Annotated in this window: 17 protein-coding genes and 3 pseudogenes; 13 read left to right on the top strand and 7 right to left on the bottom strand. The window is 45.6% G+C overall.

What is annotated here, in order from left to right; translation table 11 throughout:
• Positions 1–1,070: calcium-binding protein (locus QUA16_RS00465; protein ID WP_333180963.1), on the bottom strand; the 1,070-nt coding region annotated here is incomplete at its 3' end.
• Positions 1,071–1,601: 531 nt separating this feature from the next.
• Between QUA16_RS00465 and QUA16_RS00460 the strand changes: the two genes are divergently transcribed.
• The 9 genes and pseudogenes from QUA16_RS00460 (at position 1,602) to QUA16_RS00420 (ending at position 8,413) form a co-directional block, all read left to right on the top strand.
• Positions 1,602–2,090 carry a helix-turn-helix domain-containing protein gene (locus QUA16_RS00460; protein ID WP_333104157.1) on the top strand — a complete coding sequence of 163 codons (489 nt, stop codon included), beginning with the start codon at positions 1,602–1,604 and terminating at the stop codon, positions 2,088–2,090.
• 167 nt (positions 2,091–2,257) lie between these two features.
• A complete protein-coding gene (locus QUA16_RS00455; RefSeq protein ID WP_333055759.1) occupies positions 2,258–2,617 on the top strand; it encodes a hypothetical protein in 360 nt (119 codons plus the stop codon).
• Positions 2,614–3,042, top strand: a complete 429-nt coding sequence (locus QUA16_RS00450; protein WP_333104156.1) for an HNH endonuclease signature motif containing protein — start codon at positions 2,614–2,616, stop codon at positions 3,040–3,042. The genes QUA16_RS00455 and QUA16_RS00450 overlap by 4 nt, the downstream gene beginning before the upstream one ends.
• Positions 3,043–3,139: 97 nt before the next feature.
• A complete protein-coding gene (locus QUA16_RS00445; protein ID WP_333104155.1) occupies positions 3,140–3,451 on the top strand; it encodes a DUF433 domain-containing protein in 312 nt (103 codons plus the stop codon).
• A 117-nt stretch (positions 3,452–3,568) separates the two neighbouring features.
• Positions 3,569–3,850 (top strand): DUF5615 family PIN-like protein, encoded by a 282-nt coding sequence (locus QUA16_RS00440; RefSeq protein ID WP_333055764.1) that lies wholly within the window; start codon positions 3,569–3,571, stop codon positions 3,848–3,850.
• 740 nt (positions 3,851–4,590) lie between these two features.
• Positions 4,591–5,109 (top strand): annotated as a pseudogene (locus QUA16_RS00435) (GDP-mannose 4,6-dehydratase); the annotation flags it as partial.
• Positions 5,092–6,447: pseudogene (locus tag QUA16_RS00430) on the top strand (LAGLIDADG family homing endonuclease); the annotation flags it as partial. The pseudogenes QUA16_RS00435 and QUA16_RS00430, both read left to right, overlap by 18 nt.
• A pseudogene (locus QUA16_RS00425) lies at positions 6,448–6,876 on the top strand (GDP-mannose 4,6-dehydratase); the annotation flags it as partial.
• A gap of 148 nt (positions 6,877–7,024) precedes the next feature.
• Positions 7,025–8,413, top strand: coding sequence for a UDP-glucose/GDP-mannose dehydrogenase family protein (locus tag QUA16_RS00420; RefSeq protein ID WP_333104180.1), 1,389 nt, complete (start codon positions 7,025–7,027; stop codon positions 8,411–8,413).
• A 105-nt stretch (positions 8,414–8,518) separates the two neighbouring features.
• On the opposite strand, the gene QUA16_RS00415 is transcribed toward QUA16_RS00420, so the two are convergent.
• Positions 8,519–8,989 carry a hypothetical protein gene (locus tag QUA16_RS00415; protein WP_333104154.1) on the bottom strand — a complete coding sequence of 157 codons (471 nt, stop codon included), beginning with the start codon at positions 8,987–8,989 and terminating at the stop codon, positions 8,519–8,521.
• A 298-nt stretch (positions 8,990–9,287) separates the two neighbouring features.
• Here QUA16_RS00415 and QUA16_RS00410 point away from each other — a divergent pair, with 298 nt between their 5' ends.
• Positions 9,288–9,506 carry a helix-turn-helix domain-containing protein gene (locus tag QUA16_RS00410; protein ID WP_006632503.1) on the top strand — a complete coding sequence of 73 codons (219 nt, stop codon included), beginning with the start codon at positions 9,288–9,290 and terminating at the stop codon, positions 9,504–9,506.
• 162 nt (positions 9,507–9,668) lie between these two features.
• Positions 9,669–13,973, top strand: coding sequence for a HEAT repeat domain-containing protein (locus QUA16_RS00405; protein ID WP_333104153.1), 4,305 nt, complete (start codon positions 9,669–9,671; stop codon positions 13,971–13,973).
• A gap of 247 nt (positions 13,974–14,220) precedes the next feature.
• Here the strand turns inward: QUA16_RS00405 and QUA16_RS00400 are convergent, their stop codons facing one another.
• Positions 14,221–14,385, bottom strand: coding sequence for a hypothetical protein (locus QUA16_RS00400; RefSeq protein ID WP_333104152.1), 165 nt, complete (start codon positions 14,383–14,385; stop codon positions 14,221–14,223).
• Between the two features lie 209 nt (positions 14,386–14,594).
• Between QUA16_RS00400 and ppk1 the strand changes: the two genes are divergently transcribed.
• Positions 14,595–16,778, top strand: a complete 2,184-nt coding sequence (ppk1, locus tag QUA16_RS00395; RefSeq protein WP_333104151.1) for a polyphosphate kinase 1 — start codon at positions 14,595–14,597, stop codon at positions 16,776–16,778.
• Between the two features lie 159 nt (positions 16,779–16,937).
• On the opposite strand, the gene QUA16_RS00390 is transcribed toward ppk1, so the two are convergent.
• On the bottom strand, positions 16,938–17,108 hold the full coding sequence (locus tag QUA16_RS00390) for a hypothetical protein (RefSeq protein ID WP_333104150.1): 171 nt from the start codon (positions 17,106–17,108) through the stop codon (positions 16,938–16,940).
• A 202-nt stretch (positions 17,109–17,310) separates the two neighbouring features.
• A complete protein-coding gene (locus QUA16_RS00385; protein WP_333104148.1) occupies positions 17,311–17,811 on the bottom strand; it encodes a hypothetical protein in 501 nt (166 codons plus the stop codon).
• Positions 17,812–17,891: 80 nt separating this feature from the next.
• Here QUA16_RS00385 and QUA16_RS00380 point away from each other — a divergent pair, with 80 nt between their 5' ends.
• The gene (locus QUA16_RS00380; protein ID WP_333104145.1) at positions 17,892–18,443 is read left to right on the top strand and encodes a DUF2854 domain-containing protein; all 552 of its coding nucleotides are present in this window, start codon (positions 17,892–17,894) and stop codon (positions 18,441–18,443) included.
• Positions 18,444–18,779: 336 nt separating this feature from the next.
• On the opposite strand, the gene QUA16_RS00375 is transcribed toward QUA16_RS00380, so the two are convergent.
• On the bottom strand, positions 18,780–19,124 hold the full coding sequence (locus tag QUA16_RS00375; RefSeq protein WP_333104144.1) for a DUF779 domain-containing protein: 345 nt from the start codon (positions 19,122–19,124) through the stop codon (positions 18,780–18,782).
• Between the two features lie 167 nt (positions 19,125–19,291).
• Positions 19,292–20,812, bottom strand: coding sequence for an acetaldehyde dehydrogenase ExaC (exaC, locus tag QUA16_RS00370; RefSeq protein ID WP_333104143.1), 1,521 nt, complete (start codon positions 20,810–20,812; stop codon positions 19,292–19,294).
• Between the last annotated feature and the right edge of the window lie 914 nt (positions 20,813–21,726).

Here is a 21,726-nt window from a genome sequence, read left to right as displayed (position 1 = left end):
GTCGGAGTCGTCACAGGCGTCGGAGTCGTCACAGGCGTCGGAGTCGTCACAGGCGTCGGAGTCGTCACAGGCGTCGGAGTCGTCACAGGCGTCGGAGTCGTCACAGGCGTCGGAGTCGTCACAGGCGTCGGAGTCGTCACAGGCGTCGGAGTCGTCACAGGCGTCGGAGTCGTCACAGGAGTTGGCGTCGTCACAGGCGTTGTCACCGCAGGTGCTGGCGTCGGAGTCGTCACAGGCGTCGGAGTCGTTGCACTTGGGGTGATTGAAGGCTTCGGCTCCGGTGTCGGAGTCGTCACAGGTGTCGGCGCAGGCGTCGGAGTCGTCACAGGCGCAGGCGTCGGTGCAGGCGCAGGTGTCGGTGCAGCCGTCGGAGTCGTCACAGGTGTCGGAGTCGGCAAAGGCACAGGCGTCAGACTCACAATCCCGCTAGAATCAGCAATAGTCAATCTGCCGTCACCCTCCAAAACGGCCAAATATTGCCTTGTTAAGTCATCCTGAATAATTGTGTAGCCAGCATTAACCCCTGTGCCCACATAAATCTTGAGGTCATCAAAGGCAAGATCGTTCCTTAACTGAATTACATCCTCACCCTCTGTATAATCAACAATGAAATCGGCATCCGAAAGCTCTGAACCCCCAGTATTTTTACCAATAAAAAAAGTGTCGTTACCATTCCCCCCAGTTAAGGTATCTGCTCCGTTATCTCCATAGAGAATGTCATTCCCGAAGTTGCCAAACAAGCTGTCATTACCTTTACCACCGTAAACTGTATCGTTATCTATTCCGCCATTAACTGTATCCTCGCCTTCGTTGCCGTATATCAAGTTATCTCCAGCATTAGCAAACAGCCGATCGTCACCTTTGCCGCCGTAAACTGTATCCTTACCTTTGCCACCGTAGACGGTATCATTACCTTCATTACCGTATAGCTTGTCATCTCCTTGCTTGCCGTAGATTAAGTCGTCTCCCTCACTGCCAAACACTAAGTCAGAGCCTTGTTGTCCAAATATTAAATCTGCATCGGGCGTGCCATTGAGAGTATCGTCAGCCAACGTTCCATTAATGTTCATGTTGCAATCTCAGTGTGAATACTAGATTTATCCCTATTCGAGCTACAAGTCTTTCTCCATTTCTGAAAAAATGACTTGCTAGCCTGTATTTTTAGATCCTGCGATCGCCCTAAATGTATGCGAAGTCAGGGATTTTCTATCGCAAAACTCTTGCATAGCAAAGCTTTCGTCGCGATCGCACTCACAAATAACTCAGTCTGCAGAAGGCGCATTGCAGCCTCCCATTTATTTATCAGGGGCAAATCCAGAAAATTATGCAAAATCCCAGAAAATAAATTAAAAAAATTACTGGCAGTGGCCGAAACTAGAGTCAAAGCGAGAAACTTACCAAAGTTCAGCCTTACTCCCCTGTCGGGTCGCTAACTGTAGTCAGTCACGGCTAAAAAGCCATCCCACAAAGGTTTTGACTTTTAAATTTCATTACTTGCGCTTTAGCATTCACTTATCATACGCTAGCTGAGTCTGGTAATAAACTGACATACATCAGGAGTTATGTTAGAATTCCATCAGGAAATTTAGAGACACCCATCTATGGCATCCACAAACGATTGCTTCGTCGAAGCCGAAAGCCGCTGGGACTTAAAAACTCTGTACTCGGACTTGGCCGCCGTTAAGGGAAAGCCTCTCACCCCCGTAGAAAAGCTGCATCTGCGGGGGTTGCTTTGTGGCTACAGTCCCGCTGAAATCGCCGAAAAGCTGAAAAAGAATCCCAAGGGTGTTGAAACTGACCTGTGTGCCTCTATTTATAAATACGTTAAAGCCTTTGTGGGTAAAGGCATTGAAAAGATAGAAAACTGGAGAAATATTACAGAATGGCGGGAGGATGCTGGATATAAAACTCAGTCGTCTGCTAACTTGCCAGTCAGTAATTTGTTACCAGAAAAGAGCATAGTTAATATAAGTAATATAAGTATTGAAAAAAATCAAATAGTAATTGTTGTCAAGCTCCAAATACCTACATCACTAGATTCAGAACTGCCAATACAAAATCTAGACATCAACGATAACAACGGTAACTAAAATTTAGCCGCTATTCAACTGATTGGTAGGGTGTAGCGACTAAAATCAGGAAGCGCGATCGCACCTTTACCCGATCGCGCGGGGCGATCGTACACTGCATTTCTCAAAAAAGGGCGATCGCACTTCTATTGTGCTAGGATTAGATTAGAGCGTCAGCGAGTAAAAAAATGGCAACAATTACCCTTCAAATTCCCGACGAACTAGCACTGCGGCTAGATCCTCTCAAAGATGAGTTACTACAGATTTTGATGCTGGGATTAAGGGAAGTCGAAGCCAATCCTTCAAGCGGATTTTCTGGGCTCACGAAGATATTAGAATTTATAGCAAGTTTACCCTCGCCACAAGAAATATTAGCCCTGCGTTTATCCGACGATCTTCAAGCTGAAATCGATACTTTATTAGAGAAAAATCGCACAGAAGGACTCACGCCGATCGAGCAGCGCCTGTGGCAGCAATACGAATTTGTCGAACATTTAGTACGCATTGCCAAAGCGCAAGCCCTACTGAAACTGAGCGAGGCAGCATGAGTAAAACCTACGTTTCAGCTAGTCTGCGACGAAGGGTATGCGATCGCGCCAACGGATACTGTGAATATTGTTTAATCCCAGAAACACTCGCCCTCTCGTCTCATCAAATAGACCATATCATTGCCGAAAAACATAGCGGGGAAACAGTAGAAAGTAATCTGGCTTTGTCTTGCTCAATTTGTAACAAAAATAAAGGCAGCGACATTGCCTCGCTCGATCCAGAAACAGATGAAGTGGTTCGACTTTACAACCCTAGAAAAGATAGCTGGGAAGACCATTTTCAACTTCAAACTGAAAGTGGTACAATCGAACCTCTAACTGCGATCGGTCGAGTCACTGTGCGTTTATTGCAGGTTAATCGTGCAGAATGTCTGACCGAACGTAAGCTATCGATCAAAATTCGATCGTTAACAAAATCCGATTAATCGATCGTGTTCAAGCCACACCATAACCTGTATACGGATGCTTATAGGTCGGCTGTAATCCCAACACAATATCCTCTTTAGATTTTGGCGATCGATTATGACCATCAAAGAACAACTTCTCCAAACCATTGAAACACTGCCTGATGACTTGCTAGCACAAACCCTACAATTCATCCAAACCCTTCAGAATCCCATTCACAAAACTCCAGGAATTTGTGGCGGTGCAGCGCGAATTCGCGATACCCGCATTCCCGTCTGGACGATTATCGCCTACCAACAACAGGGCGCAACTGAATCCGAACTTCTCTATAATTATCCAGGACTCACCCTTCAAGATTTGCAAGCGGTTGCGAACTATTACGAACACAACCGAGAAGAAATCGAGCTGTGGCTTGCTGAAAATGAGTAACTAAAAATGCTAAAGTTTTACTCGAATGAAAACTTTCCGATCGCAATGGTTGATTTACTGCGAGCGCGTGGCTATGATGTTTTGACATCCTAGGGCGCTGGACAAGCCAATCAAAAAATTCCCGATGATGAAGTCTTGATGTACGCGACAAATGCAGGGCGAGTAGTCATTACAGAAAATCGTCAAGATTTCATCAATCTCCATTCTACAACCTCAAATCATGCAGGAATTGTAATTTGTAAAGCCGATCGAGACTATGCAGGCAAAGTGCAGGTACTTCATGAATTTTTCACCCAAGATACACAGCCAATGGATAATCGTCTGCTTCGGGTGATGAAACAGAATCTTAAAGGTAGTCAACAGACATTTATACTTCAGGAATACCCAAAGTCTTCTTAAAAATAATCGTGACTTTAACTGCTGCTGAGATTCCACCGCGATCGGATAGCGATACTGTATAATTCTAATTACCGTCGTCGCAGTTAGTCGATCGCGACTAAGGCCAAATAAACCGGGTTTCTCGGAAAAATATTTGCTTGCTCAACTTTATCTACGAATAAACCAGGTTTCTAGCCTCTGACAAGCGAATTTCTTCATGTGGTACCCGCCACGTGATTTCTCCGTGGAATCAATCCAAAATCTAAAATCTAAAATCACTTATTGCCCCCGCATTTATCTCGCGCAAGTCAATCTAAAATCTAAAATCTAAAATCTAAAATCGATTGACGCGCGTCAGCCCTGTTTACATAAACTGGATTAACCTATTCTCAAACAAGCCCGTGAAGCGTAGCCATACCTAGGGAATCAGCCTTTTCTTAGATAACTCAAGACAGAAGCGATCGCCTCACCAATCACAACAAACAAACAATTAATACCTATTAACTCAAAAGTGAATTATTGTCAACAGTATTTTTGCGAAAATATTGAAGCTTCACTAAAAATTGCTAGCTGACATTTGCGAATTATAGCACTTTGTTCAAAGTATTGGCAAATGCTAAGTTAATTAAAGATTTAATAAAGGTGACGCATAAGTGTTTACATCGTCGATCGCAATTTTGTTATTCTATTAGTAAGTTTCATTCGAGCGACGGAATTTTTGTACTCCAGTCCTACCCCTAAACAGAACGGCAGTTTCCACAATGAGAATTTTAGTCACAGGCGGTGCAGGTTTCCTCGGTTCCCACCTAATCGATCGCTTAATGGCCCAAGGACATGAGGTAGTCTGCCTGGATAATTTTTACACCGGGACTAAACGCAATATCCTCAAATGGCTGGACAACCCGTATTTTGAGCTGATCCGCCACGACATCACGGAACCGATTCGGTTAGAGGTAGATCAGATTTACCATCTGGCTTGTCCCGCTTCCCCTATACACTATCAGTACAACCCTGTCAAGACAATTAAAACAAATGTCATCGGCACGATGAATATGTTGGGATTGGCTAAACGGGTAAAAGCAAGATTCTTTCTCGCTTCCACTTCCGAAGTGTACGGAGATCCTGACGTACATCCACAAACAGAAGATTATCGCGGCAACGTTAATTGTATCGGGATTCGGAGCTGTTATGATGAAGGGAAGCGAGTAGCTGAAACCTTATCTTTTGATTACCATCGTCAAAATGGTGTAGACATTCGAGTTGTGCGAATTTTTAACAGTTTGACAGGCGATCAAAAAGTTCTCTATTACAAAGGAGATCGACTTTATTACGAAACATTTGAGGAATGCTACAGCCGGATCGGAGGTGACATATCAAATGTTTCAGTTCCTTGCTTTGACGAACAGGGAAAAATGCGCTTAAAACCAATCTCGGCAATTTGGAAACACAAAGTGACGAAGAAAGGGTATAAAATTGCAACAACCTGGGGCAAACAAGTAAAAATTACTGAAGACCACAGTTTGTTTACTCGCGACAGCCAAGGGTTGCCTCAAGCCGTATTTGGCAAAGACTTAAAGGTTGGGGATGATGTAGCTGTTCCCAGTTACCTTCCTTTTATCGATCGTCCCTTGGAACCTTTTTACATCAGCGATAAAGTTAATGCACCAGGGCTGTGGGTAATCAGCGAGGATGCGATCGCATACTTAGAAAAATTCCGAGAGCAGATATATGGATATTTCGCTCGAAAAGGAATCAGCAATCGCCAATACTTCAGCACCATCAAAAAATACGAAGCAGGCAACAAAATTCCCTGGCAACTTTGGCAAGAATTGGGATTACCTTTGACCCAAAAAGACAAAATAGCTGGCTATCAATCCGTCAAAGCAATCAACAATTACATCAAAAATGTCAGTGATTTTCTGTGGTTTTTGGGATTTTACTTAGCAGAAGGCTGTTTGGTTCATACAGAAAAAGACCGCCAGCTCGTATTTAGCTCAAATGTCAAATATCTGGAAAAGCTGATCCGGGTGACGCGAGAGTTATTTGGCTGCGAGTGTGAAATCAGATTTGACAAAGAGGAGAAAAGAGCGCCATCGGTTAACGTCAGGTCAAAAATAATTGTCGATCTAGTTGTCAATATTTTGGGGTTTGGCAAAGAATTAAGCACCAAAAAAGATATACCCAATTGGATTTTGCAACTTCCCAAAGAACAGTTAGTTCACTTTTTACACGGTTTCTGGGAAGGCGACGGGAATCACGACGCGAAAACAACGGGTTCGCTGCTAGTGTTTAACAGTTCCAGCCAAAAAATCATTGAAAAACTGGTGCTAATTCTAGCTAAATTCGGGATAGTTGGAAGTGTGTCGGAATTCGAGACAACAGTGCGAAAAGGAGACAGCCAAAAATACAAGTCTTACCGGATAACGGTTCAAGGGTTGGACGAGTACAGCATTCTCAATCTGGCTAATGCTAAACAAAAACTGCAAGCTCAAATCACAGGGGATTTAGCTTGGGCAAAAGTTAAAGCCATAGAAGAGTTTGAAATCGATGAGGATGTATACGACTTTTCTGTTCCCGACGGAGAGAATTTTGTAGGCGGTACTTACTGCGTTTGCTGTCATAATACCTATGGCCCCCGGATGTTGGAAAATGACGGCAGAGTAGTCAGCAATTTTATTGCTCAAGCTTTGCGGAATCAACCACTGACTGTATACGGCGACGGTTCCCAAACGCGGAGTTTTTGCTACGTTTCTGATTTGGTGGAAGGATTTATTCGTTTGATGAATAGCGACCAAATCGGGCCGATGAATCTGGGGAATCCCGGCGAATACACTATTTTGGAACTGGCAGAAAAAATTCAAAATATGATTAATCCAGGGGCAGAAATTATCTTTAAACCGCTGCCGGAAGACGATCCAAAACAGCGACAACCGGATATTACTCGTGCTAAAACTTGGTTGGGGTGGGAGCCAACTGTGCCGCTGGATCAAGGTTTAGAGTTGACTGTGAAAGATTTTCGCGATCGCATCGAGGGAAACCAAAAGTAGAGAGTGGGAGAGGGGGAGACTGGGAGAGGGGGGGATGGGAAAAAGATTCCCAATTTCCGATTCCCAATTCCCAATTCCCAATTCCCGATTCCCCATTCCCGATTCCCAATTCCTACCTGATTTATTTACTAGCTTTGAGGAGATTTCTATGCACGTTTGCGTCATCGGTACAGGATATGTTGGCTTAGTCACCGGCACTTGTTTGGCCCACATCGGCCACCACGTGATTTGCGTAGACAACAACGAAGAAAAAGTTAAATTAATGAAGTCTGGACAGTCGCCTATTTTTGAACCCGGACTGTCTGAATTAATGTCCTCTGCATCTGCATCTGGCCATCTAGAATTTACTTCGGATTTAGCAGCAGGAGTCTCTCACGGGGATATTTTGTTTATTGCCGTGGGGACGCCTCCTTTGCCTACTGGGGAAAGCGATACTCGCTACGTGGAAGCGGTTGCTCGTGGAATTGGAGCTCACCTCGACGGCGATTACAAAGTAATCGTAAACAAATCGACAGTGCCCATCGGTTCCGGGGACTGGGTGCGAAGAATTGTACTAGACGGTTTAGCAGAACGTCAAAAACCTCACAGCGGTGATGAGGTTACTGGTGAGGAAGTAGCAGCAAAAAAAGGTGTTCAATTTGATGTGGTTAGCAACCCGGAGTTTTTGCGGGAGGGCTGTGCTGTTTTCGATACTTTTAATCCCGATCGCATTGTTCTCGGCAGCAACTCTCGGCGGGCTATGGATCTGATGCTACAGTTATACCGGCCGATTGTCGATCGCAAGTTCGCAGAAAATCCGTCTTTGCCGGAAGTTCCTGTGGTAATGACTGATATCAGTTCAGCGGAGATGATTAAGTACGCAGCTAATGCTTTTTTGGCTACGAAGATTAGCTTTATTAATGAAGTTGCTAACATTTGCGATCGCGTCGGTGCAGATGTTACTCAAGTGTCCCGAGGTATCGGTTTAGATTCACGGATTGGCAACAAGTTTCTGCAAGCTGGCATTGGTTGGGGCGGTTCTTGTTTCCCCAAAGATGTCTCGGCTTTAGTTCACACTGCTGACGATTACGGTTACGAGGCGCATTTGCTGAAAGCGGCAGTGGAAGTTAACCAACGCCAGCGTTTCATTGCTATTGAAAAGTTGCAGCACGTTTTGAAGATTCTCAAAGGTAAAACTGTCGGACTTTTGGGTTTGACTTTCAAGCCGGATACTGACGATTTGCGGGATGCTCCAGCGCTGAATTTAATCGAGAGTTTGAATCGGTTGGGAGCGAAAGTTAAAGCTTACGATCCGATTGTTTCTCAAACTGGGATGCGTCACGGTTTGTCGGGAGTTTTGGTAGAAACTGACCCGGAAAGGTTGGCAGACGGTTGCGATGCTTTGGTGTTGGTGACTGACTGGGAACAGTTTCGCAATTTAGATTACGAGAAAATGGCGAAGTTGATGGATCATGCGGTGATGATTGACGGCCGCAATTTCTTAGATAAGAAGGTTTTAGAAGCGGCTGGTTTCCAATATGTGGGGATTGGAAGGTAAAGAAGAGTTTTGATCGGAACCTCTATCCCGTAGGGTGCGCCGAAGCGCACCTTACATTTATCTTCCTGGTGGCCAACAATTGCGGGTTTACCCGCCCCGCCTGCTTTAAAAATTTTCCATCAATGTTTTTTCTTGAGCGTAAACATCTCGTAGCTGTTGCAGCGCTGAGGCAGAAATTACCGATTTCACTGTAGCTACTAATTTACCCCACTCCAGCAAGCTGTCAACTGAAACAGCAGCTTTGAAGTTGTACGTATAGAATTTAGTCCAAAATTCTGGTGCTTGTGTTCGTTTCCAGCGTTTGTACCATGCGACAAAATCTTGAGCACAGGGCGGTTTTACTTCTAGGATTGGCGGAAAATCGGCGTAGCTGACAAATCGACTGAGGCCTTTGGCATGAACATACACCACGTTGTGGCAGCAATCGATCCGGTATATCTGTTCGGGTGATATGTTGAACAGGAGTGCTACTGTTTCTTCGGTGACAAATCTCGATCGCGGATTGACGATCGACGATTTGTGAATAATTTTTGATGCGCCGATCGCTGATGATCTTAGCTGATTTTCTGATATCATTGTAGTTGCATCTGGTGGTAGTAGGTAAATCTATCTCTGCTAAGTGCGATCGACAGAAATAATCTGTCGGGATTAATTTGAACTGGCGATCGTCTTTAGTTTCGTTGACTCCGCCGCAAAACGGAGACAAGCCCCGACTTCTGCCATGAGAGGCGCAAAATTTTCGACCAACGTTCAAGCTTCCAGATTCATCTTTAGAGTCAATCTAAAATCTAAAATCTAAAATCTAAAATCGAATGACCGGGGCGATCGCTTTTTGATATATTATACTAAATCCAAAATTTTGTAAATAGTGAATATGAGCAAAGGCTTAGTCAGGTTGCGGGTTCGAGAGTTGGCGGCCGAGAAGGGATGGACGCTCAAGGAGGTTGCGGAGCGATCGGGCGTGGGCTACAGTACGATTAGCAATTATGCCCGTTCTCAGGGTATGGCAATGGTTGACTTTGCAGCAGTCCACAAGTTGGCTCGCACCTTTGATGTGATGATTGAGGATTTCGTGGTAATCCTCGAAAAATAGTTGAACGTTTTGCCTAAATTCAATGTGGTAGCGATCGACTTTTGATCGGACGCTCGAAGTTTTGATGTGATGATTTCAGCAATTGTCGATCGCCCGCAACCAAAGTCGATCGCCTATCATTGAAATAACCCGCTTGCAGCCTGAAATTAGGAGAACCGTCAAATGCTAGATGCTTTGCTATTGGGAGGTCTTCTCAAGGTCGCTTTCGATGGGATAGTGGGCTCTCAAGCCAATGATGCAGTCAAGCACCTCTGTTTGAAGGGAGTAAATAAGCTATCACGAAACGGTAAGATTGTCAATCACGATTTAGAAAAAGCGCTGAAACGTTCTTTCGTGAAAGCTCAGCAACAAATCGCCTCAGAATGTTATAAAGAATTGGTTGAGCCGTCTCGCAGGGCTTCTAGAGGTATAGTTATTTACTTGCCTCAAGACCGTCCTTATTTAGAATGGCTAGATAAGAAGATTAAGCAGTTAAAATCTGAATTAAAGCAGGTTAACAAAGAAACAGTCCCTTCTGGTATTCCAATAGAAGGTTTAGATGAGATAGAATTGCTGCTAAGTTCCCGCCACGACTTAAGCCAAAATCGATTTCAAGAAGTTGAAAATAAACTGCTGGAAATTGCCTTCAAAGATTGTGAAGTCACACTTTATCAAGCTAAATTAAAGGAAAATTTGTTTAGCTTAGTATCTGCGTACTTTGCCGAGGAAATCAAGGAGAATGAAAAGGTGTTCCAGATTTTCACCGCGCAAAGTTTAACGCGGAATGATACCCAAACCGCCGAAACTCACGCTTTGATTGAACAGCTAAAGGCTTTGCTTGAGGAGATAGTTGAAAAGAGCCAGATTGCTTACGTGCCGATTGACTGGCAAGCTATTTGCCAGCAGATTTTAGAAGAGAAAGAAAAGCAGCGGCTTAGTAGCAATCAGCTAACTTTTGGCAACCATCAAATAGATGATGTTTATGTGCCGCTGGGACTGGTGGAACGGCAGAAAGTGACTCAGCGACGCGAGGATGTTGCGGCTGAGGAAGGTTCGGATTTGTACCGGGAAAAAGAAGTTACTCAAGGGTTTGAACACAGCGAGTTTATTGAGCAAGTTATCCAGCAAGGAAGTAGCCCGAAAAGCAATGGCAAGCGGTTAGGAATTATTGGAGAATCGGGGGCGGGAAAAACAACGCTCTTGCGGCAGATTGCGAATTGGGTAGCGCCGGGCATTTCCGAGGCGATTGTAATTTGGGTATCCTTGGCAGATTTGCAGGGGAAGGAATTAGAGCCGTATTTATTTGATAATTGGCTGTTGGCGGCTATTAAGAGAATTGGGAAGGCTGAGGCGACTGCGGAAATTAAGGATGATTTTTTAGCACAGTTTAATGCTGAGCGCGTGTGGTTGGTGTTGGATGGGGCGGATGAGATGCCTGTCGGAGATGCCAATCCTTTGGCGGAAATTCAACGGCAAATTAGAACGGGCGGCTGTATTCAAAAGGCGCGAATTGTGCTAAGTTGTCGGCAGAATGTTTGGGATGCGATCGGCACTGCGTTGGATACTTTTGATACTTATCGCACTCTGGAGTTTTCCTATCCCGAACAAGTGGAAATGTTTATCGATAAATGGTTTCGATCCCCCCCTAACCCCCCCTTAAGAAGGGGGGGGACAAGAGAAGACGGGGAAACTCTTACTACCCCATTCTTAACTGAGGGGATAGGAGAAGAGGAAACTCCGGCTCCCCCCTTCTTAAGGGGGGCTGGGGGGGATCTAATTCCCTCCTTCCCAACAGAAGAAACTCTTGCTCCCCCCTTATTAAGGGGGGCTGGGGGGGATCTTTCTCAACAGCTACGGGAAGCATTAGCAGCATCAGGAAAAGAGCGAATTCGAGATTTAGTGAAAAATCCCCTGAGATGTTCGCTATTGTGCAGCACTTGGCAGTCGTTGGATGGGGATTTACCGGATACTAAGGCGAAGCTTTATCAAGGGTTTGTGAAAACTTTTTATCAGTGGAAAAAACCGCGCCTGAATTGGATTCAGCAGCAGGAATTGAATGCGGCTTTGGGGAAATTGGCACTTTCAGGGATGTTAAATGAAACGGATCGGTTTCAGTGGCCTGAAAGTGTGGGATATCGGGTGATGGGTGCATCGCAGTTTGAGTTAGCTTGTCGTTTGGGTTGGCTGAATTTAGTCGCGAGGGATGCGGAGACGGCGGAAGGGATTTATGCTTTTTACCATCCTACGTTTCAGGAATATTTTGCTGCGTTTGCGGTTGAAGATTGGCACTTTTTCTTGAATCATATTCCTAAGAATCCGCAACATCCTGATGCTCGCTACCGCATTTTTGAGAAGCAGTGGCAAGAGGTTATTTTGCTGTGGTTGGGGCGTGAGGATGTAGGGAAGGAGGAGAAGGAAGCGTTTATTAAGGCGTTGGTTAAGTTTAAGGTTGGGTGGGATAAATTTTATGGATGTCGGGCATATTTTCTAGCGGCTGCGGGGATTGCTGAGTTTAAAGATTGTAGTCTTGCTGATGAGATTGTGTCGCAGATTGTTATTTGGGGATTTGGTTATTTTAATAAGCAAAAACAGGATTGGCGGACATTTCTCGATCCAATTGTCGATAGAGCAAGGGAAGTTCTGAAAGAGACGGATCGGGAAAAGGCGGGTTCCGCTTTAGTCGAGTTAATCCGCAATTCAGGTGACGAATATACCCGGAGGCGAGCGACAAGAAGTTTGGGGGAAATCGGCAAAAATTGCCCAGACACGATCGCCAATTTAGTCGAATTAATCAATATTTCTCAGGATGAAGTTACCCGATGGCAAGTGGCAGATAGCTTATTGACAATTGACAAAGATAACCCAGTGGCGATCAATACTTTATTGGAGTTAATCCACAATTCACTTGAGAAAAATACCTGGAAGCGAGCGGCATATAGCTTAGGAAAAATAGGCACCCATCACCCAGAAGTGATCGCCACTTTAGTCGATTTAATCCGCAATTCAGTTGAGCGAGATACCGATATCTGGTTGATCAGGTACAAACTGTTGTATGGCTTAGATACCTGGAAGATAGCGGCTTATAGCTTAGAGAAAATAGGCAAAGATAACCCAGTTGCGATCGCTGCTTTAGTCGATTTAATCCGCTATTCAGATAATAAAGTTGCCCAAGGGAGATCAGCAGAAATATTAGGTAAGATAGACCAAGATAACCCAGTAGCGATCGAAACTTTATTGGAGTTAATCCGCAACTATCGTGAGAAAGATACCCGTTATCGAGCAGCCGAAAGATTAGCAAGAATCGGCAAAAACAACCCAATTGCGATCTCCGCTTTAGTCGAGTTAATTCGCACTTCACGTAATAAAGTTACCCGGTGGCGAGCGGCAGAATGTTTGGGGAAAATAGACAAAGGTAACACAGTAGCGATTTCAGCTTTAGGCGATTTAATCCGCAATTCAAACAATAAAATAACCCAGTCATCAGCAGCAACAAGTTTAAACAAAATAGGCAAAGATAGCCCCGAAGCAATTTCCATTTTAGTCGATTTTATCCGCAATTCAGGTGATGAATTTACTCGGCGTTTAGCTGCAGGAAGCTTGGGGGAAATCGGTAAAGATAGCCCAGAAGCAATCTCCGCTTTAGTCGATTTAATCGCTAATTATCAGAATGAATATACCCGAAGTCAAGCAGCCGAAAGCTTGGGAAAGATTGGTAAAGATAGCCCAGAAGCAATCTCTGCTTTAGTCGATTTAATCGCTAATTATCAAAATGAAGATACCCGCTGGAAAGCGGCAAATAGCTTAGGTAAAACAGGCAAATATCCTGCTGTTGCAATTTCAGCATTAGTCGATTTAATGGGTAATTGTCAGGATTTTCAGAAGCGGTTCAGAACGGCAGATAGCTTGCGGGAAATTAGCAAAAATCAGCCAGTTGCGATCGCCGCTTTAGTCCAGTTGCTCCATACTTCTAAGGATGAATCTATCCGGCGTGAAGCGGCATCTATCTTAGGGGAAATAGACAAAGATAACCCAGTGGCTATCGCCACTTTAGTCGAGTTAATCCGCAATTCAGGTAATCAAGACCACCCGTGGCAAGCAGCATATAGCTTAGGAGAAATAGGGAATAATAGTCCAGAAACGATCGCCATCTTAGTCGAGTTAATCCGCAATTCACGTCATGCAGATACCCGGTGTGTAGCGGCATATAGCTTAGGGAGGCTAGACAAACATAACTCAGTGGCGATCGCGACTTTAATAGAGTTGATTCCTAGTTACCACCCTGAATATTCTATTTTTGACCCGGCAGATAGATTATGGGAAATTATGACAGGTAAACATTTCGCTACCGCAGTTTCAGGTTTAAAAAAATGCCTAACTTCCGAAATCTACAAAAATAATTTTGGTCGCAATGAGAAGTGCTACGGAGTCATCTGGGAGTGTGCCGAAAATATGACTTACCCAGAATTTTATCAAGCATGGCACGCTTAACCCACCGCTGGAATTGCCCTTAACAGGTTTTCGGGTGGATGGAGATGATTTGTTGGATGGGGTGCGGAATTGGATTGGGGGGATTGGTTCGTGATTCAGGGACCGGACACGGCAATGCCCTTGGTGTCCACTTAACTTCAAACCCAGTCACAGACTGCTGTTTGACTATTAAAGCCCGATCCCCCCTAGCCCCCCTTAAGAAGGGGGGGACAAGATTCTTCTCAAAGTCCCCCTTCTTAAGGGGGATTTAGGGGGATCTAGACGGGAGCATCTCATATTTGTAAAAATACTTCTTCTGGCTCCTTCCTTCTTCTTCCTCTTTCCTTCTTCCTCTTTCCTTCTTCCTCTTTCCTTCTGCCTCCTGCCTCCTGCCTCCTGCCTCAAAACTCCAATTTCTAGCGGAGGGCTGCAAAGGTGAGATGCTCCCGATCTAGACTATGGTAAAAATGAGATTTCTCAAAGGTTGGAGTCTTAAGTTGACCCGAAGAAGGGCAATGCCGTTTCCCTACAGGAATCACAAAAACGTGCGATCGACCAAAAGCAGATGCGAACCAATCCTTTAACCTACAATACTATTTCTAGAGATGCCATCACCGAGCCTCCGAAAGACTCCCCCAAACCATGCCCAAGCCAAAAAAGACCCCCGCCAAAACCTACACTGAAATCAACCTCAGCGACCCCCAATACTACTTCAACCGAGAACAAAGCTGGCTAGAATTCAACAACCGCGTGCTCCACGAAGCCCTTGACCCCCGCACGCCCCTTCTAGAAAGGCTCAAATTTCTCGCTATTTTTAGCTCCAACCTAGACGAATATTTTATGGTGCGCGTGGCCGCCCTCAAACAGCAAGTACAAGCAAAAGTCAGCAAATTGACCTCCGACGGCAGCACGCCTCAACAACAGCTAGATGCCCTTAACAAGCGGCTTTTGCCGATGGTTTCTCAGCAACACGCCTATTTTGAGCAAACCCTGCGGCCGAAACTAGCAGTAAGCGGCATCTACATTCTCGACTACATTGACCTCAATCAAGAACAGCGGAATTACTTGCATCGCTACTTCAAAGAACAAGTATTTCCCGTACTCACTCCCCTAGCAGTTGACCCCAGCCACCCATTCCCCTACCTTTCCAATCTCAGCCTCAATTTAGCAGTAGTAGTCAGAGACCCTGACACCCGCGAAGAATTGTTTGCCCGCGTCAAAGTACCGCAGGTTTTGCCCAGGTTTTTGCCGCTACCGGGAGATTTGCAGTGGCAGCAGAGGGGGAAATCTCCGGTTTGGACTGGCGTCCCCCTAGAACAGGTGATTGCCCACAATTTAGAAGCTTTGTTTCCGGGGATGGACATTCAGGAATATCACCCGTTCCGCATTACTCGCAATTCCGATTTGACCGTGGAGGAAGATGAGGCGGAGGATTTGCTGCTGGCAATAGAACAGGAACTCCGCAAGCGCCGGTTTGGAGGTTCTGCGGTGCGGATGGAAATTCAAGCGATTATGCCACCTGCGCTGCGAGATATGCTGATGGACGAGCTGGATCTTGGTGAGCAAGATGTTTACGTCGTAGAGGGGCTGCTAGGCCTCAAGGATTTGATGTCTTTTGTGGGGCTGCCGGTGCCGGAACTGAAAGACCCGGCTTGGACTCCGGTTGTGCCGCCCCGTTTGCGGAACTCGGAATCACCAATGATTTTAGGCAAATTGATGTTGGATGCTGACGAGGGCGAGGATATTTTCACCGCCATCCGCCAGGGGGATTTGATGCTGCACCATCCTTATCACTCGTTTGCTGCGACGGTACAGCGGTTTATTACTGAGGCGGCGCACGATCGCTCCGTGTTAGCGATTAAGATGACTTTATACCGCACTTCTGGAGATTCGCCGATCGTCAGCGCCTTAATTCAAGCAGCGGAAAACGGCAAGCAGGTAGCCGTTTTAGTAGAGCTCAAAGCTAGGTTTGACGAAGAAAATAATATTAATTGGGCTCGCAAGTTAGAACAAGCGGGAGTCCACGTAGTTTACGGTTTGGTGGGACTCAAAACCCACACCAAAATTGTGATGGTAGTGCGTCGGGAGGACGATTACATCCGGCGCTACGTCCACATCGGCACTGGCAATTACAATCCCAAAACAGCCGGACTGTATACTGATGTGGGTTTGTTGAGTTGTCGCGAGGATTTGGGATCGGATTTGACGGATTTGTTTAATTATTTGACTGGTTATTCGCGGCAGGTATCTTATCGCAAATTATTGGTGGCACCGGTCAATATGCGCGATCGATTTTTAGCTTTAATCCGCCGCGAAGCAGAATTCTGCCGCTTGCAGGCCGAAGGCGGCATCGGTAGCTGTGGCCGCATTGTCGCTAAAATGAACGCTTTAGTTGACCCTCAAATCATTGTTGCTTTGTACGAAGCTTCGCAAGCGGGAGTTAAAATTGATTTGATTATCAGGGGGATTTGCTGTTTGCGTCCCGGCGTTGAGGGTGTTAGCGAAAATATCAGAGTTATCAGTATTATCGGCCGCTTTTTAGAGCATTCTCGGATGTTTTATTTTTTCAACGGTGGCGACGAAGAGGTGTATATTGGTTCGGCTGACTGGATGCAGCGCAATCTCACCAGACGGGTTGAGGCCATAGTTCAAGTGGAAGACCCGACAATTGCTAAGGAATTGCAAGAAATTTTGGGTGTAATGCTGGCTGACAACCGCCAAGCTTGGGATTTGCAGCCCTCCGGACACTACTCTCAGCGGCGGCCGCCTGCTAATTGCCCGGAGGTGAGCTCTCAACAAATTTTGATGGATATGGTGATGAATTAATCATTAGGAATGGGGCATGGGGCATGGGGCATGGGGAATTGGTTATTAGCTATCTGTTATTGGTTATTAGCTATCTGTTATTGGTTATTAGCTATTAGTCAACAGTCAACAGTCAACAATGCCCCATGCCCCATGCCCCATTCCCAATGCCCAATGGCCCTAACTGTTAAAAGTCCGCTTGAATTCTTCTAAGAGATCGTCAATTTCTTCGATCGCCTGACTCACATCTATTCTCATGGCTCCCAAGTCCGATCGATCTAACAGCCGCACGAGGGATTCCCGCTTGACTTCGATCTGTGCTACGCGCTCTTTGATTGTCTGTGCATCCATTGTTTTTTTCCTTTGCTACTATTAACAAAAATATTTGACATTCCCCCCTGCGAACAGACGGAGATTCTTAATTCACCGACATCCCTTTTTGGGCAAATCCTTCACTGTTTATATATAGGAAGTGATGAATCTGCTCAGGGTTTTTGGGTCTGTGTTATAGTTTGATTGTACATCAAAAGTTCAGCCCAACTTCAGCCACATTTTAGCGCAAAAAAGGCGGACGTTTGGTATCTGCGGGTTTATTTTTAATCATTCCAGCTAAAAATCGCTTCAGGGCCTTCTCCCGGTTTTTCATAAAAGCCGCCCAAAATCCCGGTTGATATTCATCCATCGTCTTGGCTAGGGCCCAGACATCGATCGCTAAGATATTATAAAGCCTTTCATCTTCGCGCTTGAGCGAGTTAATCTGCTCCAGAACCGCCTTGTTTGCTCCAGCAGTTTGTTTGTCTTCGTCTTTAATCATGTCCAAAAAATGGTTGAAAGGGCAAGAGTGTCGATCGCGATCGCCACTCTGTATACTTTGATGATACTGCCGATCTCGATTGCCTTCTGGAACCAACGCCGCGCAATTAACACGGATATTTACCAATGGCGCGCCCGGACGAGTCCGGCTGGATAAGCTTCTGAAGCTAGAGACAAGACTGTGGATGCACACCGCTCCCGCGCTCATAGATGCTAGCAGTTTTTGCAGGTCTTTTGGCAAAAAAACTAAATTTATTCAAGACTTTTTGACAGATAATAATTAAAGTATATTATTTCTGTCGGACTACTTACCTCACTAATATGTTACGCAAAATTTCTTTAGCAAACCTAGCCTTAGTTGTTGGCGGTATTATAGCAGCAGTCGGGTTCGGAGCCTACTTCACAGACAGACCTACCCTGAACCTAGCCGGTTTTTTTTATGGAATTCCGCTGTTGCTGGGAGGTTTGGCGCTAAAAGCGGCCGAACTCGAACCAGTGGAGTTCACCGAACCTACCTCTGCTGAAGTTCTCCTCCTGCGAGAAAGTCAGGCCACAGATACTCAAAACCAAGTCCGCAAAGATGTCACCCGATTTCGCTACGGCCAACCCGCGCACTTAGATGATGCTTTGGAGCGCTTGGGCCTGGCCCCGACAGACGAGGAACGGCCCCTCCTGCAAGGGTTGCGGGAAGTTGATGTTGATGGTGCTTATGGGTTAATTTTAGAGTTTTATTCGCCACTACTGGCGATCGACTTATGGGAAGAAAAGCAAGACAAAATAGCTACTTTTTTTGGGCCCGGTTTGCGCGCACAAGTGACTCAAAAGGCTGGTGACAAAATTGAATTGGCCCTAATTAAAAATACTCAAGTTTAAAGTCTTCTGAAGTTTTGAGTGCAGAAACTTTGAAGTCGCCCATTAATAATTAATCCTGCACCGGCTCAGATACTGATTTTAGCGGCAGCGTGAAACCTGTCGCTATCACAACAAAAGCTCAATCTGCAATTGAGCGATCGCCCAAATTAGATTTTCCTTAATTACAATAGTGTTTGAGGACCGATCGGCAATCTTACAGCAATTTGCGACCAAATTGCTGTAGATCAAAACTTAAATAAAAATAGGTTTTTTCGCTGCCATGAAAGAAACCGGGTTTCAGGCTTAAGCAAATTCATGTTTTTAGAGAAACTGCAGGCAAGTTAAGGATAAACAGAGTTAATCAGCATTAGCAAACAAGCGAGAACGAGTAATAAAACGCTCTCCATCCGGCCCTTCCAGAGAAAAATCGCTGCCCCCTGGCCCCGATGCCACGTCTATAATTAACTGCGTGTGCTGCCAATATTTGTATTGCTGGGCTGCAATATAAAAGGGACAACCGCCTATTTCGCCCAGCAATACGTCACCATCACCGATTATCAATTCGCCATCGGGAAAGCACATGGGGGAACTACCGTCGCAGCAGCCGCCGGATTGGTGAAACATCAATTCTCCGTGTTGAGTTTTGAGATGGTTAATTAATTTTAAAGCGGCTTCTGTTGCGGTGACTTTGGCAGTTTCCATTGCAGTCTCTTTGTGTAGCAATTTTATTTCGTTTGTGAATGAGATTTTTTTTTATGAACCGCAGAGGGCGCAGAGGCCACAGAGAAAGAGAGGAAAGAGAGAAAGAAGGAGTTGACGAATCATTGAAGTTTGTCTTTCTTCTTTCTTTCTTCCCAATAACTAAAACATTAGAAGAAACCTAATGCTTTCGGGCTGTAGCTGACTAACAAATTCTTGGTTTGCTGGTAGTGATCTAACATCATTTTGTGATTTTCGCGGCCGATTCCAGATGATTTGTAGCCGCCGAATGCTGCGTGGGCTGGATATAGGTGATAGCAGTTTGTCCACACGCGGCCTGCTTGAACGGCGCGGCCCATGCGGTAGGCGGTGTTGATGTCGCGAGTCCAAACTCCGGCACCTAAACCGTAGAGGGTATCGTTGGCAATTTCTAATGCTTCGGCTTCGTCTTTGAAGGTGGTGACTGCTAATACTGGGCCGAAGATTTCTTCTTGGAAAATTCGCATTTTGTTGTTTCCTTTGAAGACTGTTGGCTGGAAGTAATAGCCGTCTTGCAAGTCGCCGGATAAGATGTTTCTTTCGCCACCAATCAGGCATTCTGCGCCTTCGGCGTGACCGATTTTGACGTATTCGGCGATTTTTTCCATCTGGTTGATGGAGACTTGGGCGCCGAGGGCGGTTGTCGGATCTAAGGGGTTGTCTTGTTTGATTTGGCGGATGCGATCGATCGCCCTTTCCATGAATCGATCGTAGATTGACTCCTGAATTAAGGCACGGGAGGGACAGGTGCACACTTCGCCTTGATTGAACGCAAACATGACTAATCCTTCGACTGCTTTGTCGAGGAATTCGTCGTCTTGGGCGCAGACATCTTCAAAGAAAATGTTGGGGGATTTGCCGCCTAGTTCTAGGGTGACGGGGATGACGTTTTGGGAGGCGTATTGCATGATTAGCCTGCCGGTGGTGGTTTCGCCGGTGAAGGCAACTTTGGCAATCCGGGGACTGGTGGCGAGGGTTTTGCCGATTTCGGCGCCGGGCCCGTTAATGACGTTGATAACGCCGTCTGGTACTAAGTCGGCGATGATTTCCATCAGTACCAAGATTGAGGCGGGGGTGGGGCCTGCTGGTTTGAGCACGACGCAGTTTCCGGCGGCGAGGGCTGGGGCGAGTTTCCAGGCGGCCATTAATATCGGGAAGTTCCAGGGGATGATTTGTCCGATGACGCCTAGGGGTTCGTGGAAGTGGTAGGCGACGGTGGTTCCGTCGAGTTCGCCGATCGAACCTTCTTGAGCTCGGATGCAGCTTGCGAAGTAGCGGAAATGGTCGATCGCCAGTGGTATGTCTGCGAGGCGGGTTTCGCGAATTGGTTTACCGTTATCCCAGGTTTCGGCGATGGCGAGGCGATCGAGGTTTTCTTCGATGCGATCGGCTATTTTGTGTAAAACCCGCGCCCTATCGGCTGGGGAAGTCTTACCCCACTTGTCTTTCGCAGCGTGGGCGGCATCCAGTGCCAATTCTACATCCTCGGCGGTCGATCGGGGGATTTGACAAATTGCTTTTCCTGTTATTGGAGAAAGGTTTTCCGAGTATTTCCCTTTCACCGGTGGCACCCACTTGCCGCCGATAAAGTTGTCGTAGCGAGTTTGAAAAATCGACTGACTGCCGGATTGAACAGGTGCTGCTACTACCATTTTCTTACCTGATTAAAATTTGTTTTCGCGGAGGCTTGAAATCTCTTGAACATCAACTATCGTCTATTTTCCGCAACTTCGGTCAGTTCATATACAAAATTTTACATCTTTCAAAAATTTTACAGTCCCTGTAGGGGCGGGTTCACCAACAATCTCTGGCTAAAACCAACAATCTCAAAAACCCGCCCCCACCCAAAGGTAAACACGATTAATTAACTGTTTCACTATCGTCTATTTTCGATAACTTCGGTCAGTTCATATACAAACATTTACATTTTTCCAATATTTTACCTTCCCTGTATGGGCGGCTTCACCAACAATCTCCGGCTAAAACCAACAATCTCAAAAACCCGCCCCCACCCAACGGTAAACACGATTAATTAACTGTTTCACAGTCGTCTATTTTCGATAACTTCGGTCAGTTCATATACAAAATTTTACATCCTTCAAAAATTTTACAGTCCCTGTAGGGGCGGGTTCACCAACAATCTCTGGCTAAAACCAACAATCTCAAAAACCCGCCCCCACCCAACGGTAAACACGATTAATTAACTGTTTCACTATCGTCTATTTTCGATAACTTCGGTCAGTTCATATACAAAATTTTACATCTTTCAAAAATTTTACAGTCCCTGTAGGGGCAGGTTCACCAACAATCTCTGGCTAAAACCAACAATCTCAAAAACCCGCCCCCACCCAACGGTAAACACTATTAATTAACTGTTCAATTCTCCTCTATTTTCGATAAATTCGGTCAGTTTATATACAAACATTTACATCTTTCAAAAATTTTACATTCCCTGTAGGGGCGGGTTCACCAACAATCTCCGGCTAAAACCAACCATCTCAAAAACCCGCCCCCACCCAACGGTAAACACTATTAATTAACTGTTCTCGTCTATTGTCGATAAATT

It is taken from the genome of Microcoleus sp. S13_C3 (assembly GCF_036700905.1).
GTDB lineage: Bacteria > Cyanobacteriota > Cyanobacteriia > Cyanobacteriales > Microcoleaceae > Microcoleus.
Note: the sequence above shows the minus strand (reverse complement) of the source record. Positions and strands in the feature narration are given on the sequence as shown.

What these genes read in the sequence shown, in the direction of transcription:
- QUA16_RS00460 (WP_333104157.1), top strand. Translation starts at nt 1,602, where the DNA reads ATGGCATCCACAAACGATTGCTTCGTCGAAGCCGAAAGCCGCTGGGAC.
- QUA16_RS00455 (WP_333055759.1), top strand. Translation starts at nt 2,258, where the DNA reads ATGGCAACAATTACCCTTCAAATTCCCGACGAACTAGCACTGCGGCTA.
- QUA16_RS00450 (WP_333104156.1), top strand. Translation starts at nt 2,614, where the DNA reads ATGAGTAAAACCTACGTTTCAGCTAGTCTGCGACGAAGGGTATGCGAT.
- QUA16_RS00445 (WP_333104155.1), top strand. Translation starts at nt 3,140, where the DNA reads ATGACCATCAAAGAACAACTTCTCCAAACCATTGAAACACTGCCTGAT.
- QUA16_RS00420 (WP_333104180.1), top strand. Translation starts at nt 7,025, where the DNA reads ATGCACGTTTGCGTCATCGGTACAGGATATGTTGGCTTAGTCACCGGC.
- QUA16_RS00415 (WP_333104154.1), bottom strand. Translation starts at nt 8,989, where the DNA reads ATGATATCAGAAAATCAGCTAAGATCATCAGCGATCGGCGCATCAAAA.
- QUA16_RS00410 (WP_006632503.1), top strand. Translation starts at nt 9,288, where the DNA reads ATGAGCAAAGGCTTAGTCAGGTTGCGGGTTCGAGAGTTGGCGGCCGAG.
- QUA16_RS00405 (WP_333104153.1), top strand. Translation starts at nt 9,669, where the DNA reads ATGCTAGATGCTTTGCTATTGGGAGGTCTTCTCAAGGTCGCTTTCGAT.
- ppk1 (WP_333104151.1), top strand. Translation starts at nt 14,595, where the DNA reads ATGCCCAAGCCAAAAAAGACCCCCGCCAAAACCTACACTGAAATCAAC.
- QUA16_RS00390 (WP_333104150.1), bottom strand. Translation starts at nt 17,108, where the DNA reads ATGGATGCACAGACAATCAAAGAGCGCGTAGCACAGATCGAAGTCAAG.
- QUA16_RS00380 (WP_333104145.1), top strand. Translation starts at nt 17,892, where the DNA reads ATGTTACGCAAAATTTCTTTAGCAAACCTAGCCTTAGTTGTTGGCGGT.
- QUA16_RS00375 (WP_333104144.1), bottom strand. Translation starts at nt 19,124, where the DNA reads ATGGAAACTGCCAAAGTCACCGCAACAGAAGCCGCTTTAAAATTAATT.
- exaC (WP_333104143.1), bottom strand. Translation starts at nt 20,812, where the DNA reads ATGGTAGTAGCAGCACCTGTTCAATCCGGCAGTCAGTCGATTTTTCAA.